The sequence below is a fragment of the Serratia sp. Ae19-1 genome, assembly GCF_059801225.1.
In genome coordinates, this window is the sequence record NZ_JBCHWD010000008.1 from 1 (window position 1) to 16,434 (window position 16,434).

The 16,434-nt window shown below is 57.1% G+C and carries 12 protein-coding genes and 2 tRNA genes; 6 read left to right on the forward strand and 8 right to left on the reverse strand.

The annotated features are described in order from the left end of the window. Positions 1-36: 36 nt before the first annotated feature. The 4 genes from AAIE04_RS20280 to AAIE04_RS20295 form a co-directional block, all read right to left on the reverse strand. A tRNA-Thr gene (locus AAIE04_RS20280) sits at positions 37-112 on the reverse strand. A gap of 6 nt (positions 113-118) precedes the next feature. Then, positions 119-206: transfer RNA gene (locus AAIE04_RS20285), tRNA-Ser, on the reverse strand. Between the two features lie 157 nt (positions 207-363). Next, a complete protein-coding gene (gene osmE, locus AAIE04_RS20290) occupies positions 364-693 on the reverse strand; it encodes an osmotically-inducible lipoprotein OsmE (protein WP_019453681.1) in 330 nt (109 codons plus the stop codon). 114 nt (positions 694-807) lie between these two features. Next, the gene (locus tag AAIE04_RS20295) at positions 808-1,275 is read right to left on the reverse strand and encodes a nuclear transport factor 2 family protein (protein WP_198636317.1); all 468 of its coding nucleotides are present in this window, start codon (positions 1,273-1,275) and stop codon (positions 808-810) included. A gap of 107 nt (positions 1,276-1,382) precedes the next feature. On the opposite strand from AAIE04_RS20295, the gene AAIE04_RS20300 reads away from it, so the two are divergent. Then, positions 1,383-1,961 carry a TetR/AcrR family transcriptional regulator gene (locus AAIE04_RS20300; protein ID WP_442532701.1) on the forward strand — a complete coding sequence of 193 codons (579 nt, stop codon included), beginning with the start codon at positions 1,383-1,385 and terminating at the stop codon, positions 1,959-1,961. Here the strand turns inward: AAIE04_RS20300 and AAIE04_RS20305 are convergent. Further along, positions 1,955-2,371 (reverse strand): VOC family protein, encoded by a 417-nt coding sequence (locus tag AAIE04_RS20305; protein ID WP_432524673.1) that lies wholly within the window; start codon positions 2,369-2,371, stop codon positions 1,955-1,957. The genes AAIE04_RS20300 and AAIE04_RS20305 overlap by 7 nt on opposite strands. 153 nt (positions 2,372-2,524) lie before the next feature. Continuing rightward, on the reverse strand, positions 2,525-3,655 hold the full coding sequence (ompC, locus tag AAIE04_RS20310) for a porin OmpC (RefSeq protein WP_025160179.1): 1,131 nt from the start codon (positions 3,653-3,655) through the stop codon (positions 2,525-2,527). A gap of 697 nt (positions 3,656-4,352) precedes the next feature. On the opposite strand from ompC, the gene AAIE04_RS20315 reads away from it, so the two are divergent. Genes AAIE04_RS20315 through rcsB form a run of 4 tightly spaced genes read left to right on the forward strand, consistent with a single transcriptional unit; the run spans position 4,353 to position 9,335 of the window. Beyond that, positions 4,353-4,760 (forward strand): DUF4186 domain-containing protein, encoded by a 408-nt coding sequence (locus tag AAIE04_RS20315; protein ID WP_019453686.1) that lies wholly within the window; start codon positions 4,353-4,355, stop codon positions 4,758-4,760. A gap of 54 nt (positions 4,761-4,814) precedes the next feature. Continuing rightward, positions 4,815-5,969 carry an MFS transporter gene (locus tag AAIE04_RS20320; RefSeq protein WP_498577602.1) on the forward strand — a complete coding sequence of 385 codons (1,155 nt, stop codon included), beginning with the start codon at positions 4,815-4,817 and terminating at the stop codon, positions 5,967-5,969. Positions 5,970-5,989: 20 nt separating this feature from the next. Further along, on the forward strand, positions 5,990-8,692 hold the full coding sequence (gene rcsD / locus AAIE04_RS20325) for a phosphotransferase RcsD (protein ID WP_309530521.1): 2,703 nt from the start codon (positions 5,990-5,992) through the stop codon (positions 8,690-8,692). After that, complete coding sequence (gene rcsB, locus AAIE04_RS20330; RefSeq protein WP_019453689.1) at positions 8,685-9,335, forward strand: response regulator transcription factor RcsB; 651 nt, start codon at positions 8,685-8,687, stop codon at positions 9,333-9,335. Before rcsD ends, rcsB begins: the two co-directional genes overlap by 8 nt. A 61-nt stretch (positions 9,336-9,396) precedes the next feature. Here rcsB and rcsC read toward each other — a convergent pair whose 3' ends face one another. Together rcsC and gyrA are read right to left on the reverse strand one after the other, a co-directional pair. Further along, positions 9,397-12,258: a two-component system sensor histidine kinase RcsC gene (gene rcsC, locus AAIE04_RS20335; RefSeq protein ID WP_498577603.1), complete on the reverse strand. Its 2,862-nt coding sequence runs from the start codon at positions 12,256-12,258 to the stop codon at positions 9,397-9,399. 165 nt (positions 12,259-12,423) lie between these two features. Continuing rightward, positions 12,424-15,066, reverse strand: a complete 2,643-nt coding sequence (gyrA, locus tag AAIE04_RS20340) for a DNA topoisomerase (ATP-hydrolyzing) subunit A (protein ID WP_498577604.1) — start codon at positions 15,064-15,066, stop codon at positions 12,424-12,426. 212 nt (positions 15,067-15,278) lie between these two features. On the opposite strand from gyrA, the gene ubiG reads away from it, so the two are divergent. Then, on the forward strand, positions 15,279-16,004 hold the full coding sequence (ubiG, locus tag AAIE04_RS20345) for a bifunctional 2-polyprenyl-6-hydroxyphenol methylase/3-demethylubiquinol 3-O-methyltransferase UbiG (protein ID WP_019453692.1): 726 nt from the start codon (positions 15,279-15,281) through the stop codon (positions 16,002-16,004). Positions 16,005-16,434: the final 430 nt, after the last annotated feature.

The following is a 16,434-nucleotide window of genomic DNA, read 5'->3' on the forward strand; positions in this document are numbered from 1 at the left end:
CAAAAAGCCCCAGCATCGCTGCTGGGGCTTCTGTCATGGTGCCGGCTACCGGAATCGAACTGGTGACCTACTGATTACAAGTCAGTTGCTCTACCTACTGAGCTAAGCCGGCTGAATTTGGCGGAAGGACAGAGATTCGAACTCTGGGAGCTGTTACACTCGACGGTTTTCAAGACCGTTGCCTTAAACCACTCGGCCATCCTTCCAATGGGCGCTGATATTAGCGATACCGTTATGAAATGTCTATCGTTTTCATGCAAAAAAATCGCATCGGCGGTACAGTTGCCTAAACTTCAGGCCTTAAACGCTTAAAAAATGAAAAGCCCCGTGAAAACGAGGCTTTTTTGTTCGGCAGCAACGCGGTTATTTCGGCTGCGAATCGTAGTCTGAACAGGTTTGATAGCCTTTGTTCATAACGTGGCCCGTATCGTTGTAGCTGACAAAATACGTCTGCACCTTGCCGTCGCGCGGCGCCACCGCATAAGTGTCGCAGGTACCCTGTGCGTGAACCAACGTGGCGGTCGTCGACGGCGGACCGGCAATCGCCCGCACCTGCTGCTTGGTCATCCCTACTTTGACATCGCTGACCACCGGCTCGTTGACATAACTGGTCGCCCGATCATAGGCGGTACAGCCGGCAAGAATGGAAAATACCGCCGCAGTGCCGACGGCCAACACCAGCTTCTTCGTCATAGCTTGTCCTCTTGGAGTGCGTTTGTTGTCCCCTAAGTCTAGAAGCGGAAAGGCTTTTCTACAAATTCTCCTTTGTCGATCGGTGCGCTTTTTCTCGCGGGCGCGACATCGGGCTCAAAAACCGAAATCGCTCAGGGCCGGGATATCGTCCGGGCGCCGACCGAGCGGCCAATGAAAACGCCGATCCTGCTCGCGGATCGGCATGTCGTTAATGCAGGCATGACGATTGATCATTAACCCATCCTGATTGAACTCCCAGTTTTCGTTACCGAAGCTGCGATACCAGTTGCCGGAATCGTCGCGCCATTCATAAGCGAAACGCACCGCAATGCGCGCGCCGTCAAACGCCCACAGTTCCTTAATCAGCCGATACTCCAGCTCTTTCGCCCACTTGCGTTGCAAAAAACCGACCACCGCCGCGCGGCCGTCGACAAATTCCGCGCGATTCCGCCAGTGAGTATCGAGCGAATACACCTGCGACACCCGCTCAGGCTCGCGGCTGTTCCACGCATCCTCCGCCAGCCGCACTTTTTCAATGGCCGAGTCGCGGGTAAAAGGCGGCAATGGGGGTTTAATGCTCATGTTCATCTCCTGGGTGAAGGTATGTAGACAACTCTGTCTACAACATTACGCTAGCGCATGTAGACAGAGTTGTCTACAATCACCCGAAAATAGCCCGGGAGAAAATGATGACCGCCGATCTCAACGCCTTGCCCGCCCGCCAGCGCATTTTGCTGACGGCGCACGATCTGTTTTATCAGGAGGGGATCCGCGCCACCGGCATCGATCGCATCATCAAGGAATCAGGGGTGACCAAGGTGACGTTCTACCGCCACTTTCCCAGCAAGAACGACCTGATTACGGCGTTTTTGGCCTATCGCCATCAGCAGTGGCTGGACTGGTTCAGCGCATCGTTGGCGCGCCATGTGGCGCAGGCCGGCGGGCTGCTGCCGGCGCTGGCCCCCTGCCTGGCGGAATGGTTCGACGATCCGCGCTTTCGCGGCTGCGCATTTATCAATACGGCGGTGGAGATCGCCGACCTGCTGCCGGAAAGCCTGCACATCGCCAGCCAGCATAAGCGGCAGATGACGGATGAGTTGGCGCGCCACCTGCCCGCCGGCCCACAGCGGGAACAGCATGCAGCGATGCTGGCGATGTTGATCGACGGCGCCATTGTCAGGGTGCAGATAGAGCGGCAACCACAGGCAGCGCTGCAGGTGCTGGATGCCACGCTGACAATACTGGCGCAAGGCGGCTTCGATCAGTAATTGGCCCAGATGCCCGGCGTCACCAGCTCCAACAGGTGGGCGTCGGGATCGCGAAAATAAATGCTCTCGCCGCCCTGCTCCCAACGCATTCGTCCCTCAATCTCCACGCCGTTGGCCATCAGATGCCGTTCCCAATGCAGCAGCTGTTCTTTCGCCACCGCCAGCCCGATATGCGCCGGCCCCACGCCATCGTGAGCGGGAATAAAGCCGGTCGGATACTGCGCCCCGCGCAGCGAGTCGCCCTCGACAAACAGCAGCAATACGCTCCGATCGCCGACGTTATAGGCGCAAAATCGCTCGTTGGCGACCATCACCGGCAGCTGCAGCACCTCTCGATAGAAAGCGTCCGCGCGCTCAATATCGCTAACGTACAACACCGTCTCGATCACTTTATCGATCTTGAGCTCCATATCACCTCCGCTCTGTTTGCTGTATTCACAGCGTAGGCCGAGTGGCGGAAACCCAAAGCGCTTCCCGTGCCGCTCACGGATCAATCCGTGCTTCTTCACAGGCAAAAAAAAGCGCGGCCCGAAGGCCGCGCGATGACATTCACATGCAGAGGCTTAGAACTGGTAAACCAGGCCCACGGCAACCACGTTGTCGGTGTTGATACCGGCAGCTTGGGTGAAGTCGTTGTTGTCCAACAGGTTGATTTTGTAGTCAACATAGGTGGACATGTTTTTGTTGAAGAAGTAGGTCGCGCCCAGGTCGACGAATTTGACCAGATCTTCATCACCGTAGTCCTTGCCGTTGCCGGCGCGGCCCAGGTCTTTACCTTTGGTCTGGTTATAGCCCACGAACGGACGCAGACCGAAGTCGAACTGGTAGTGCGCGTAGGCTTCGAAGCTCTGCGCCTTGTTGGCGTAACCGAAAGCATCGCTGGTAGAGCTACCGAAACGCGCCGCGTTGTAAGACTGGGTGAACATCACAGCCAGGTAAGTATCGTTGGCGTCATATTTCAGACCGCCGGAATACCCTTCTGCTTTATCGCCGCGGCCCATGATGTTCTGGTAGCCGCCACCGCCGTTCTGCTCGCTGGTACGACGAGAGTTGAAGAAGGCGCCTGCGGCGCTGATGCCGTAGCCCATGTCATAGCTCATGGACATGCCGTAGCCTTCGCCGTTCTGACCCAGAACGTCACGACCGTTGTTGGTCTCTTCAGCGCTGCCGTTTTTACCCTGGTACTGCAGGGCGAAGTTCAGGCCGTCAACCAAACCGAAGAAGCCGTTGTTACGGTAGGTCGCCAGGCCGCTGGAGCGTTGGAACATGAACTGGTCAGCGCCGTAGGTCGAGCCGTCGAACTCAGGCTGCAAGTCGGTGTAAGCCGCCACGTCGTACAGCACGCCGGTGTTACGACCGTAGTCGAAGGAGCCATAGTCGCCGAATTTCAGACCGGCGAAGCCGTAACGGGTGAAGTTCTTGTTGTCCTGGTTTTCAGCGTGGTTCAGGTTGGCCTGATATTCCCACTGGCCGTAACCGGTCAGCTGATCGCTGATCTGCGTTTCGCCGCGCAGGCCAAAACGCATATAAGACTGATCGCCGTCCGCACCGTTGTTGCTGGAGAAATAGTGAAGACCGTCGACTTTACCGTACAAATCCAGTTTATTACCGTCTTTGTTGTAGATTTCCGCCGCGCCTGCTGTGCCTGCAACCAGCAGTGCGGGTACCATCAGAGAGAGTACTCGAAGTTTCATCGTTATTATCCTCGTTAATTATGTCGAGCTACGGCCACTGCCCTTTTCGAGCATTATTAGCACGACTGTGCATTACCATTCTGGTAACAAGGGTTATATTAATCCAGAAAGAAAATGATACCAAGTATCCGATAGTGTTTCATTGTAATTAATAAAGGTTTCAAAATGTAAATACGCGCGAACTTTCACAAAACCTTACAGACAAACAAAATAAAGCACTTAAAGACAAAGAATAGATTAATTGATAAAAAATCATGTGGTTATACATATCTTTAAGAAAAAAAAGCCAACCATACAATTGAACCAGGCAATAAGCACATTGTGCCAAAACGCTGTCCGCACGCAGCCGCTATAATCACCTCGCTATCATCATTATTTTCATTATTACCTTCATTACCCGAAGATAATTTCTGCATTCCTTTAACCGGCTTCTGGCCGGTTTTTTATTTTTCTTCACACTCTCCTCACAATTTCGATCCGCACAAATAGCAAGCAAATAAATAACCCCATGATATAGTTTCACTAATTTACTTCCGCACTAATTGCTAATCTTTTTCCTTATTTTAGTCTACAAATTGAGCTTGCTTTTCATTTCGTGCCTTATCCCGCCCATTATTTTCCACCGCAGGCATAATTAGCCGCGGAGTTTCACTTCTGGTAGCCTGAAAAAACCGCCCTTGCTGCGAGCAAATAGATAATGAAGCCATTTCAACCCGACGCGCTGTGGCGACGGCTGCAAAGCTCGTCTTTCCGCGCCCGCTTCCGTTTAAATACCAAGGATCAAGCCTATCTCGATGACAAAGGCTTGCCGCTGATCCTCAGCCATGCCCGTGATTTTATCGATCGCCGCCTGGCCGCCGCTCACCCCAAAAACGATGGCAGGCAGACGCCGATGCGCGGCCATCCGGTGTTCGTCGCCCAACACGCCACCGCCACCTGCTGCCGCGGCTGTCTGGAAAAATGGCACGGCATACCGCAGGGCGTCGCACTGGACGATCGGCAAAAAGACTATATTGTCCAGGCGATCAAGCTGTGGCTGGTGCGCAGCGGCGGCGCCAGAGAGGAGCCAGGCGCGAATCTTTTCGACCCGGATCGCGGATTGTGATAAAAACTGTCAGTAACTTTCGCCACTCTTTTGATCCAAGATCCTGACGCTTACATGACAGCCACCTTGTGCAATGAACAGCAAACGCCCGGCGTTCCTCAACAGATCGCCACCCGCCTCGCCTTTTTCGTCGCCGGCCTCGGCATGGCCGCCTGGGCGCCGCTGGTGCCCTTCGCCAAAGCACGTATCGGCATCGATGACGGCTCGCTCGGCCTGTTGCTGTTGTGCATCGGCGCCGGCTCTATGCTGGCGATGCCGCTGACCGGCTTCCTGACCGGAAAATTGGGCTGCCGCGCGGTGATCCTGATGGCGGGGCTGGGGCTGTGCATCGATCTGCCGTTGCTGGCGCAGATGGATTCCCTCGGCGGCATGGCCGTGGCGCTGCTGCTGTTCGGTGCAGCGATCGGCATGATTGACGTAGCGATGAACGTACAGGCGGTGATCGTCGAGCGCGCCAGCGGCAAAGCGATGATGTCCGGCTTTCACGGCTTTTTCAGCATCGGCGGCATTGCCGGCGCCGGCGGCGTCAGCGCGCTGCTGTGGCTGGGGCTTACGCCGCTGCAATCCACCCTGCTCACGGTGCTGGCGGTGATAGTGCTGCTGGCGTTCGCCAGCCGCCATCTGCTGCGTGAGAGCGGCGCCGACGACGGCGGGCCGATGTTCGTCTTGCCGCGCGGCTGGGTGATGTTTATCGGCATTTTGTGCTTTATCATGTTTCTGGCGGAAGGGTCGATGCTCGACTGGAGCGCGCTGTTCCTCACCACCTTGCGCGGCGTCGAACACAGTCAGGCCGGCCTGGGCTATGCGCTGTTCTCCATCACCATGACGCTCGGCCGGCTCAATGGCGATCGGGTGGTGAACTCGCTAGGCCGCTACCGGGTGCTGCTGCTGGGCAGCCTGTGCGCCGCTCTCGGTCTGAGCCTGGCCATCGCCTTCAATCACGCCACCGTTTCGCTGGTCGGCTTCATGCTGGTCGGCCTGGGCGCCTCGAACGTCGTGCCGATCCTGTTCAGCGCCGCAGGCAACCAGCGCGACATGCCGGCCAATCTGGCGATCGCCTCCGTCACCACCGTCGGCTATGCCGGTATTCTGGCCGGCCCGGCGCTGATCGGTTTTATCGCTCAGTTTTCCAGCCTGACGGCGGCTTTCGCCTGCGTAGCCGTTCTGCTGTTGGCGGTCACCGCCAGCGCCAGGGCCGTCACTCGCTGATTCAGGAATGCGCAGCCACTATGCAAAATAAGCAACTGACCATTAGCTCCAGCAATATCACCCGCTGCTTCCTGCTGTTTATCGTGCTGCTGACGATCGGCATCGGTCTGTATGGCTACAACTACACCAACGCCTGGTTGGCGGAAAAGAAATACACGCTGAACAGCATCGCCGGTTCGCTGCAAAAACGCATCGACACCTACCGTTACATGACTTACCAGGTCTACGACAAATTCGGCAATGCGCCGGCGCAGAATGCCGATCCCGGCTTGCAGGAGACGCGCCTGCGGCCCGACGTTTATTATGTGGAAAAGCAGCATAAGAAAACCGATGCGGTGATCTTCGGCAGTCATGACGAGAACACGCTGGCGATGATCGCCAATATCTCGGACTACCTCGACACCCGCTGGGGCGCCAAGACCGAGAACTACGCCATGTATTATCTCAATGGCCAGGACAACAGCCTCAGTCTGATCACCACCCAGCCGCTCAAAGAGCTGGCTTCGCGCTTTCGGGAAAGCTACCTGACCACCTCTGCGGACGAACGCCGCGCCGAGATGCTGCAGCAGGCCAATATGCTCGACGAACGCGAGAGCTTTTCCGATCTGCGCAAGCAACGCTTCCAGAACGCCTATTCGTTCTCGATTCGCACCACGTTCAATCAGCCGGGACATCTGGCGACGGTGATCGCCTTCGATATGCCGATCAACGATATCATTCCTGCCAATCTGGCCCGCGCCAATTTCCTGTTGCTGCCAGACAATGCCGATCTTGACGACAACGCGATTCCGACGGAAACCGCACTCGGCTCCCATACGACGATGAGCGGTGGCTGGGTCGAGTTCAGCGCCGCCTTGCCCAATGCGCCGCTGAAGGTGGTGTATCGCGTTTCGGCCATCAATTTGGCCATCGATCTGCTGCGCAACAACATCTGGCTGATCGCGGTCAATCTGTTGCTGCTGGGGCTGTCGATGTTGAGCATCTACTTTATCCGCCGCCAGTACATTCGTCCGAGCGAAAATATGGCGGTGGAGCTTGAGGCCGAGCGCGCGCTGAATCAAGAGATCATCGCCAGCCTGCCCTCCGGCCTGCTGGTTTACAGCTTCGCCAACAATACGGTGATCGCCAGCAACAAAATCGCCGAACATCTGCTGCCGCACCTCAGCCTGCAAAAAATCGCCCACATGGCCGAACAGCATCACGGGGTGATCCAGGCTACGGTCAACAACGAGGTGTATGAAATTCGCATTTTCCGCAGCCAGCTATCGCCGGACACTTACCTGTTCCTGATGCACGATCAGGATAAAGAGGTGATGGTGAACAAGCGGCTGCAGCAGGCGCGGCGCGAATACGATAAGAACGTTCAGGCGCGTAAGCTGATGTTGCACAACCTGGGCATCGAACTGAATCAGCCGGTGCGCCAGATGCACGATCTGGTCGATCGCCTGCGCATCTCGTCGGGTGAAGATCAACAGCAGGCGCTGTTGGGCCAACTGGCGGCGGAGTCGGCTTCGGTGCTGGGATTGATCGATAACATCACCCTGCTGACCCGGCTGGAAACCCAGGACTGGCAACCCACGCGCGAGCCGTTCTCCCCCGCGGCAATGATCGATGAGCTGCTGCTGGAGGCCCTGCCCGCCCTCAACCAGAAGGGATTGGCGCTGTTCAAACATTTCCAGCTGGATGTCGAACAAAACTACATCGGCGACGCCAACGCGTTGCGCAAAGTGATCTCGCTGCTGGTGCAATACGCCATTATCACCACCGCCTGCGGCAAAATTTCCCTGGTGGTCGACCATGAGCCCGAACACCCGGATCGCCTGATTTTTCAGATCAACGACACCGGCTCCGGCATCTCCAACGAAGAGATCAGCAACCTCAACTACCCGTTCCTCAGCCAGACGCTGGTGGACCGCTTCAATCACGGTTCCGGTCTCACCTTCTTCTTGTGCAATCAGCTGTGCAAGAAGCTTAACGGCCAGTTGGACATTCGCAGCAAAGTGGATATCGGCACCCGCTATACCATTCGCGTCGCTATGGAGATGGAGAAAAAAGAGCCGCAGGATCAGGAAAAGCTGCTCGACGGCGTCACCGCCCTGCTGGACGTCACGTCGGATGAAGTGCGCGGCATCGTGACCCGCTTGCTGCAAGCCTACGGTGCCGACTGTATCGTCGCCGAAGATCGGGCGGTCAATCGCGATTATGACGTATTGCTGACCGATAACCCGCAGCGCGCCGATGATTACACGCTGTTGCTGGCGAGCGATGAACCGGGCTGGCAAGCATTGGACAAGCGCTACATTCGGGTGAACTACAACCTGAACGGCGCTTTAATCGACGCCGTGCTGATGCTGATCGAACAGCAAATGGCCGCGCTGGAGCAGGAAGAAAGCCCGCTGTCATTGAGCTCAGAAGATATCCAACTCTATGAAAAACAATTGAAATCAAGTGATTACTATGGGCTGTTTGTCGATACAGTACCCGACGATGTCAAAAAACTGTATACTGAGGCGGGCAGCAGTGATTTCAATGCGCTGTCACAAACCGCACACCGCCTGAAAGGCGTGTTTGCCATGTTAAATCTGCTTCCCGGCAAGCAGCTGTGCGAATCGTTAGAACAGCGCATCGCAGAAGGTGATGCGCCCGAGATCGAGAATAACATCAGTCAGATTGATTTTTTCGTCAGCAGACTGCTGAAGCAAGGTAGCCAACAACATGAATAACCTGAACGTAATTATTGCTGATGACCATCCTATCGTACTGTTTGGCATCCGGAAGTCGCTTGAGCAAATTGAATGGGTGAATGTCGTTGGGGAGTTCGAAGACTCAACCGCACTGATCAACAATCTGTCCAAGCTGGACGCCAACGTGCTGATCACCGATCTGTCGATGCCGGGTGACAAGTATGGCGACGGCATCACGCTGATTAAGTACATCAAGCGCCACTATCCGCAGTTGTCGATCATCGTACTGACCATGAACAACAACCCGGCGATCCTGAGCGCGGTACTGGATCTGGATATCGAAGGCATCGTGCTGAAACAAGGCGCACCGACCGATCTGCCGAAGGCGCTGGCCGCCCTGCAGAAAGGCAAGAAATTCACGCCGGAAAGCGTCTCTAAACTGCTGGAGAAAATCAGCGCCAGCGGCTATGGCGACAAACGTCTGTCGCCGAAAGAGAGTGAAGTGTTGCGTCTGTTCGCCGAAGGTTTCCTGGTGACCGAAATCGCCAAGAAACTCAACCGCAGCATCAAAACCATCAGCAGCCAGAAGAAATCGGCGATGATGAAGCTGGGCGTCGAAAACGACATCGCCCTGCTCAACTACCTCTCCTCCGTCAGCATGACGCCGCTGGACAAAGAGTAACCCTCGCCTCACGGCAGGTTAACGCCAAACAGGCACGGCATTCGCCGTGCCTGTTTGCTTTTCAGGCCTCGCTGCGGTTGTAGCGTACCTGTTGGCTGTAATACGCCAACGTCTGCTCCAGCGTCTCCAGCGTGACCGGTTTCGACAGGCAATTATCCATGCCCGCCTCGAGGCAGCGCTGCCTCTCTTCCGCCAGCGCGTTCGCCGTCACGCCGATCACCGGCGCGCTGAACTGCATCTGCCGTAGCTCTTGCGTCAGGCGATAGCCGTCCATATTCGGCATATTGACGTCGGTCAGCACAATATCGACGCGGTGCTGTTTCAGTACGCCGAGCGCATCCACACCGTCGTTGGCGGTCACCACCTGATATCCCAGCGATCCCAGCTGATCGGACAGCAGGCGACGGTTGATCGGATGATCATCGACCACCAGCAGATGAATATCGCCGTTGTCCGCCGCGCTGGCCTTGGCGGGCACCGGCAGCTGCACCAGCCCCTCAGCAATGCCACCGCCGACGCCGAACAACCGGTTAAGCAAGGTCAGCGTTTCGCGCGGCGTGGACGTACTGTGCATCCAATAGCCTGGTCGGGTTTCCAGCGATGGGCCGATATGCTCGGTGGAGAACTGGATCTGAGCCAGCAGCGGCGTATCCAGCATCAGCGGATGATCGCTGAGCATCACCTCGCCGGCGGCGGTCTCCTGACCGCCATAGCGTTGAATATCGGCACCGTACCCGCCCAGGATCGCCATCAGGTAGCTTTCCAGCCGCTGATTGCGGATATCCAGCCACAGCCGACGGCCTTGCCAGGTATCACTGGCCTGCGGGATGGGGAACTGGGCGTTGAACAGCGGAATGCGGATGCTGAACAGACTGCCCAGCCCCGGTTCGGACTCGACGGCGATATCGCCGTCCATCAGGTTGATCAGTTTTTCACAGATCGCCAACCCCAGACCGGTTCCCTGGAAATGGCGCTGCACGCCGGTGCCGACCTGGAAGAACGGATCGAACAAGCGCGAGATTTCCTTCTCCGGGATGCCGACGCCGGTATCGCGCACGCTGAACTCCAGATAGCTGCCGCGAGTGCAGACCTGCAGCACGATGCAGCCGGTATCGGTGAACTTGATGGCGTTGTTCACCAGGTTGGACAGCACCTGCTGCAAGCGCACCGGATCGCCGAAGATGCGCTCCGGCACGTTCTGTTCGATAAAGCAGTACAGCCCCAGACGTTTTTTCACCACCAGCGGCAAGTAGTTGCCGGCGATATGAGTGATCACCTCCAGACAGGAGAACTCGCGCGGCTCGATCTTCAGCTGTTCGGACTCGATCTTGGAGAAGTCTAGGATATCGCTGATGATCTTCAGCAGCAGGCCGGACGAATTGTTCATCGCGTTGACCAGCCGGTCTACCCCTTGCGGCAACGCCTTGGTTTGCAACAGATCGAGGTTACCGATAATGCCGTACAGCGGCGTGCGCAGCTCATGGCTGACGGTGGCCAGGAACATCGATTTCGACTGGCTGGCCTGCTCCGCCGCCGCAGCCATCTCCTGCAGCGACTCTTCCATCTTCACGCGCGCGCTGACGTCCACCAGCACGCAGATCGCCACCTCTTCATTACGGTAACGCGAGTGAACAAAGCTGATCTGCAGGTTGTTGTTGTTGCTGGTCATCACATCGACGAAATTCGCCTGCTGTTCGCAAATGATGCGCGTAATGCGATCGCGATCTTCGTGGGTCAACAGATTGATGTAGTTGTGCGCCAGCTCGTTGCTCAGGATATTGGTGCCATCGCTGATGCGCAGGATACAGATGCCCACCGGCGCTGAGGCGACGATCTTACGGTTGAACTGTTCGTGTTCTTCCAACCGGAAGGCGTTGTCCTCCGCCGGCAGGAACATCTTGCGCTCAAACAGCCACGCCAGCGTGAACAGCACGATGGCCGACAGCAGGTTCAGCAACAGCGCGTTGAGGATCAGCATCTTGAAGCGTTCCACCACGCTTTTCACCGGCAGCGCATAGACGATGCTCAGCGAAGAAGGCGGCAGCGCTTTCTTCAGGATCAGGTCGCGGTAATTGTCGACATAGCCAAAGTAGGCGTGCTCTGCGGGATAGCTGTTGAGCGAAGCGGCATAGCGATCGCCATCCGCCAGGCGCAGCACCGGCTCGTTGTTCTCATCCAGCAGCGTGACGCCGATCGGCAGGTTGCCGGCGGTGACGAAGTCCTCCAGTCGAACGGTTTGCTCGATGCCCAGCAGCGCTTCCAGCTTGTTGCCGATATAAATCGGCGTCAACACATACAGATAACCGACGTCCGGCCGCTGCGCGCTGGGGCTGATCCAATACAGGTTGTTGTCTTTGTCCAGATTCTTGGCGTTGCGGTATTTTAGAATGCGCTCATGCAGCGACTTGAGCACGTTTTCCCGGTTGGCGACCGCATTGCCGCCGCCGAACTCCGCCATGCACAGGCTGTCGCCGCCGATGAAGAACACCCGGTTAAGATCGTAGGCCGCCACGAAGTTCTCTTTCCAATACTGGATCAGGCCGCTCAGCGAATCGAGCGAACTGCGGTAGGTGGTGCTCAGCGCGCAGTTGGACTCCGGGTACAGCGGGAAGAATTGCGGCGGGCTGCCCTTGCCGGGAAACACCCCGCTGAACATGTCCAGGCTGCTGACCGAACCGTTGAGGCGGTTCTCCGCCATATACTTGATGTCGCGGATGATATCGGCGGAATGGCGGATGTAGCCCTGCGCCTGATCGAAATTGAGGTTGTATTCCTGCCGGATGTCCGACTCTTTCTGATGCAGAATATTCAGAATATAAAAGGTGGTGAGCAGCGCTCCCAACGACCACAGCAAAATCGCCAGCACCCGAAACAGATAGCGGGATATCTTCAGCGTAGTTCGAAAAGAGGCTAAGTATTTCAATCGGGTACCATACGAAAGTCAGTGACGGCGCGCGTTGTCGCCGGCGCGGCGGCCGGCGGCTCGGTGCCCAATTAAACCATATAACTGAAAAAGGGCCTAGCATCGCTGCCAGGCCCTTTTGTCTCGGTGCATTACGGTGTCGGCATGCCGACGCCTTCACCTTGCTTAAACGTTGTCGTCGTCCATCGGCTCAGCCGCGTCGTCGCCATCGTCCAGCGGCGTGCTGTCTTCTTCCGCCGCTTCCGCGCCCGGCTCCAGGCTGTCCAGCTCTTCGTCTTCCACCGGCTCGGCCACGCGCTGCAGGCCGACGACGTTTTCGTCTTCCGCCGTGCGGATCAGCGTCACGCCCTGGGTGTTACGGCCCACCACGCTGACTTCCGAAACGCGGGTACGCACCAGCGTGCCGGCATCGGTGATCATCATGATCTGGTCGCTGGTTTCCACCTGCACGGCGCCGACCACCTGGCCATTACGCTCGCTCACCTTGATGGAGATAACCCCCTGGGTGGCGCGTGACTTGGTCGGGTATTCGGTCACGGCGGTACGTTTACCGAAGCCGTTTTGCGTGACGGTCAGGATATCGCCTTCGCCGCGCGGCACGATCAGGGAGATCACGCTGTCGCCTTCGCCGAGGTTGATGCCGCGCACGCCGGTGGCGGTACGGCCCATCGAACGAACCTGCGTTTCCGGGAAGCGCACCACTTTACCGTTGGCGGAGAACAGCATCACTTCGTTGCTGCCGTCGGTCAGATCGACACCGATCAGCTCGTCGCCCTCGTTGAGGTTGACGGCGATGATGCCGGCGCTGCGCGGACGGCTGAACTCGGTCAGCGCGGTTTTCTTCACGGTACCACTGGCGGTAGCCATGAACACGTGACGCCCTTCTTCATACTCGCGCACCGGCAGGATGGCGGTGATACGCTCATCGGCTTCCAGCGGCAGCAGGTTGACGATTGGGCGACCGCGCGCGCCACGGCTGGCTTCAGGCAGTTGATACACCTTCATCCAGTACAGGCGGCCACGGCTGGAGAAGCACAGGATCGTATCGTGGGTGTTGGCCACCAGCAGGCGATCGATAAAGTCTTCTTCTTTAATACGCGCGGCGGACTTGCCTTTGCCGCCGCGGCGCTGAGCTTCATAGTCGGACAGCGGCTGATACTTCACGTACCCCTGGTGAGACAGGGTCACCACCACATCTTCCTGGTTGATCAGGTCTTCGATGTTGATGTCGGAAGTATTGGCGGTGATCTCGGTGCGACGGCCGTCGTTGTACAGCTCTTTGATCGCCACCAGCTCTTCGCGGATCACTTCCATCAGACGTTCTGGGCTTTCCAGAATGAAGATCAGCTCGGCGATAAAGTTGAGCAGCTCTTTGTATTCGTCCAGCAGCTTTTCATGCTCCAGACCGGTCAGTTTCTGCAGACGCAGATCCAGAATCGCCTGAGCCTGCTGCTCGGTCAGGTAGTACTTGCCGTCGCGGATACCGAACTCCGGCTCCAGCCACTCAGGGCGGGCGGCGTCGTCACCGGCGCGCTCCAGCATGGCGCTGACGTTGCCCAGATCCCACGGCTGCGCCACCAACGCGGCTTTTGCTTCCGCCGGCGTCGGCGCACGGCGAATCAACTCGATGATCGGATCGATGTTGGCCAACGCGATGGCCAACGCTTCCAGGATATGGGCGCGGTCGCGGGCCTTACGCAGTTCGAAGATGGTGCGGCGGGTGACCACTTCGCGGCGGTGGCGCACGAAGGCTTCGAGGATGTCTTTCAGGTTCAGCAGCTTAGGCTGGCCCTGATGCAATGCCACCATGTTGATGCCGAAGGTAACCTGCAGTTGCGTCAGCGCATACAGGTTGTTCAGCACCACTTCGCCGACCGCGTCGCGTTTGACTTCGATCACGATACGCATGCCGTCTTTATCGGACTCGTCGCGCAGCGCGCTGATGCCTTCGACGCGTTTCTCTTTCACCAGCTCGGCGATCTTCTCGATCAGACGCGCCTTGTTCACCTGATACGGGATCTCATGAACGATGATGGTTTCGCGGCCGGTCTTGGCGTCGGCTTCCACTTCCGCGCGCGCGCGCAGGTAGACTTTGCCGCGCCCGGTGCGGTAGGCCTCTTCAATGCCGCGACGGCCGTTGATAATCGCCGCCGTCGGGAAGTCCGGCCCCGGAATGTGTTCCATCAGCCCTTCGATGCTGATGTTTTCATCATCGATATAGGCCAGGCAGCCGTTGACGACTTCAGCCAGGTTGTGCGGTGGAATATTGGTGGCCATACCCACGGCGATGCCCGACGAGCCGTTGACCAGCAGGTTCGGGATCTTGGTCGGCATGACGGCCGGGATCTGCTCGGTGCCATCATAGTTAGGCACGAAGTCGACGGTTTCTTTTTCCAGATCCGCCAACAGTTCGTGAGCAATCTTGGACATGCGCACTTCGGTATAACGCATCGCCGCGGCGGAGTCGCCGTCGACGGAACCGAAGTTACCCTGACCGTCCACCAGCATGTAGCGCAGTGAAAACGGCTGAGCCATACGCACGATAGTGTCGTAAACCGCGCTGTCACCGTGTGGGTGATATTTACCGATCACGTCCCCGACGACACGGGCTGATTTCTTGTATGGTTTATTCCAGTCGTTACCCAGTACGCTCATCGCGTACAGAACGCGGCGGTGAACCGGCTTCAGACCATCACGAACATCTGGCAGCGCGCGTCCGACAATAACGGACATCGCGTAGTCCAGATACGAGTTTTTCAACTCGTCTTCGATGTTTACCGGTGTGATTTCTCTGGCAAGGTCGCTCATGGAGCTGCTATCCCTCTACTAATGATTCATCTGCCCGCTGCCATAGTGGCAAAGGTGTAAAACTATATCACAAAGCGCGCTTTACGGGAAAATAACCGCCGCTGTTTCACGGAAATTGTGCAGATTCGTGCGCGAAAAACGCATCGGCGCAGACGATGCCGCGTCGGAACATGTATAATCCGCGCAACGAGAACAAGGAGCCAGACAAGCCCATGAACGCAGAATCATCCAGCCACGCGCAAAACGTTGACCACCAGGAAATCGCCAAGTTCGAGGCCGTCGCCTCCCGCTGGTGGGATCTGGAAGGCGAGTTCAAACCGCTGCACCGCATCAACCCGCTGCGCCTGAACTACATCATGCAGCGCGCCGGCGGCATTTTTGACAAGCAGGTGCTCGACGTGGGCTGCGGCGGCGGCATTCTGGCGGAAAGCATGGCGCGCGAAGGCGCGCAGGTGACCGGCCTGGACATGGGCGCGGAACCGCTGCAGGTCGCTCGCCTGCATGCGCTGGAAAGCGGCGTAAACGTGACTTACGTGCAGGAGACGGTGGAAAGCCATGCTCAGGTCAACCCGCAGCGCTACGACGTGGTCACCTGCATGGAGATGCTGGAGCACGTGCCGGATCCGGCCTCGGTAGTGCGTGCCTGCGCCCAGTTGGTGAAACCGGGCGGCCACGTGTTCTTCTCCACCATCAACCGCAACACCAAAGCCTGGCTGATGGCGGTGATCGGCGCAGAGTACGTGCTGAAGATGGTGCCGCAGGGCACCCACGATCATAAGAAGTTCATTCGCCCCTCCGAACTGATCGGTTGGGTCGACGGCACGCCGCTGCGCGAAAAGCATATGATCGGCCTGCATTACAACCCGATCACCGATCATTTCAAGCTTGGTCGCAACGTTGACGTGAACTACATGGTGCACACCCAACACGAAGGTTGAGCGCCGTATGCCGCGCCGGCCCTGCGTTACCGGGGTACGGCGCCAGCGGCGTATTAAGAAAAATACCTAATTTCCACGACTTCGATCAAAATCGCCGTTGTAAACAGGTTTTTAGAATATTAAATCAGATCAATATGCCGTTTTTTTCTAACGTTTAATAAAGCGTCAAACGATCGGTTTTTTCAGTTTTTAAGGAAAATCTGATCACGCTTATTGACAAGCTTGTCGCGCCAGTCACGGCGCGCGCTTCGCGCGGCAAGTTACATTTCACCCCCAAGTTATCCACAAATTAGGCCGATTTTGTTCACTTGCAAAGGCCGTTTTTTCTCACTATCTTGTTACCTCACCGACATACAACCCCTATATATAGTGTTTACATACTGAGCAGAGCGACTACACTTCTGCTTAGGGGCACCATACGGACAGGTAA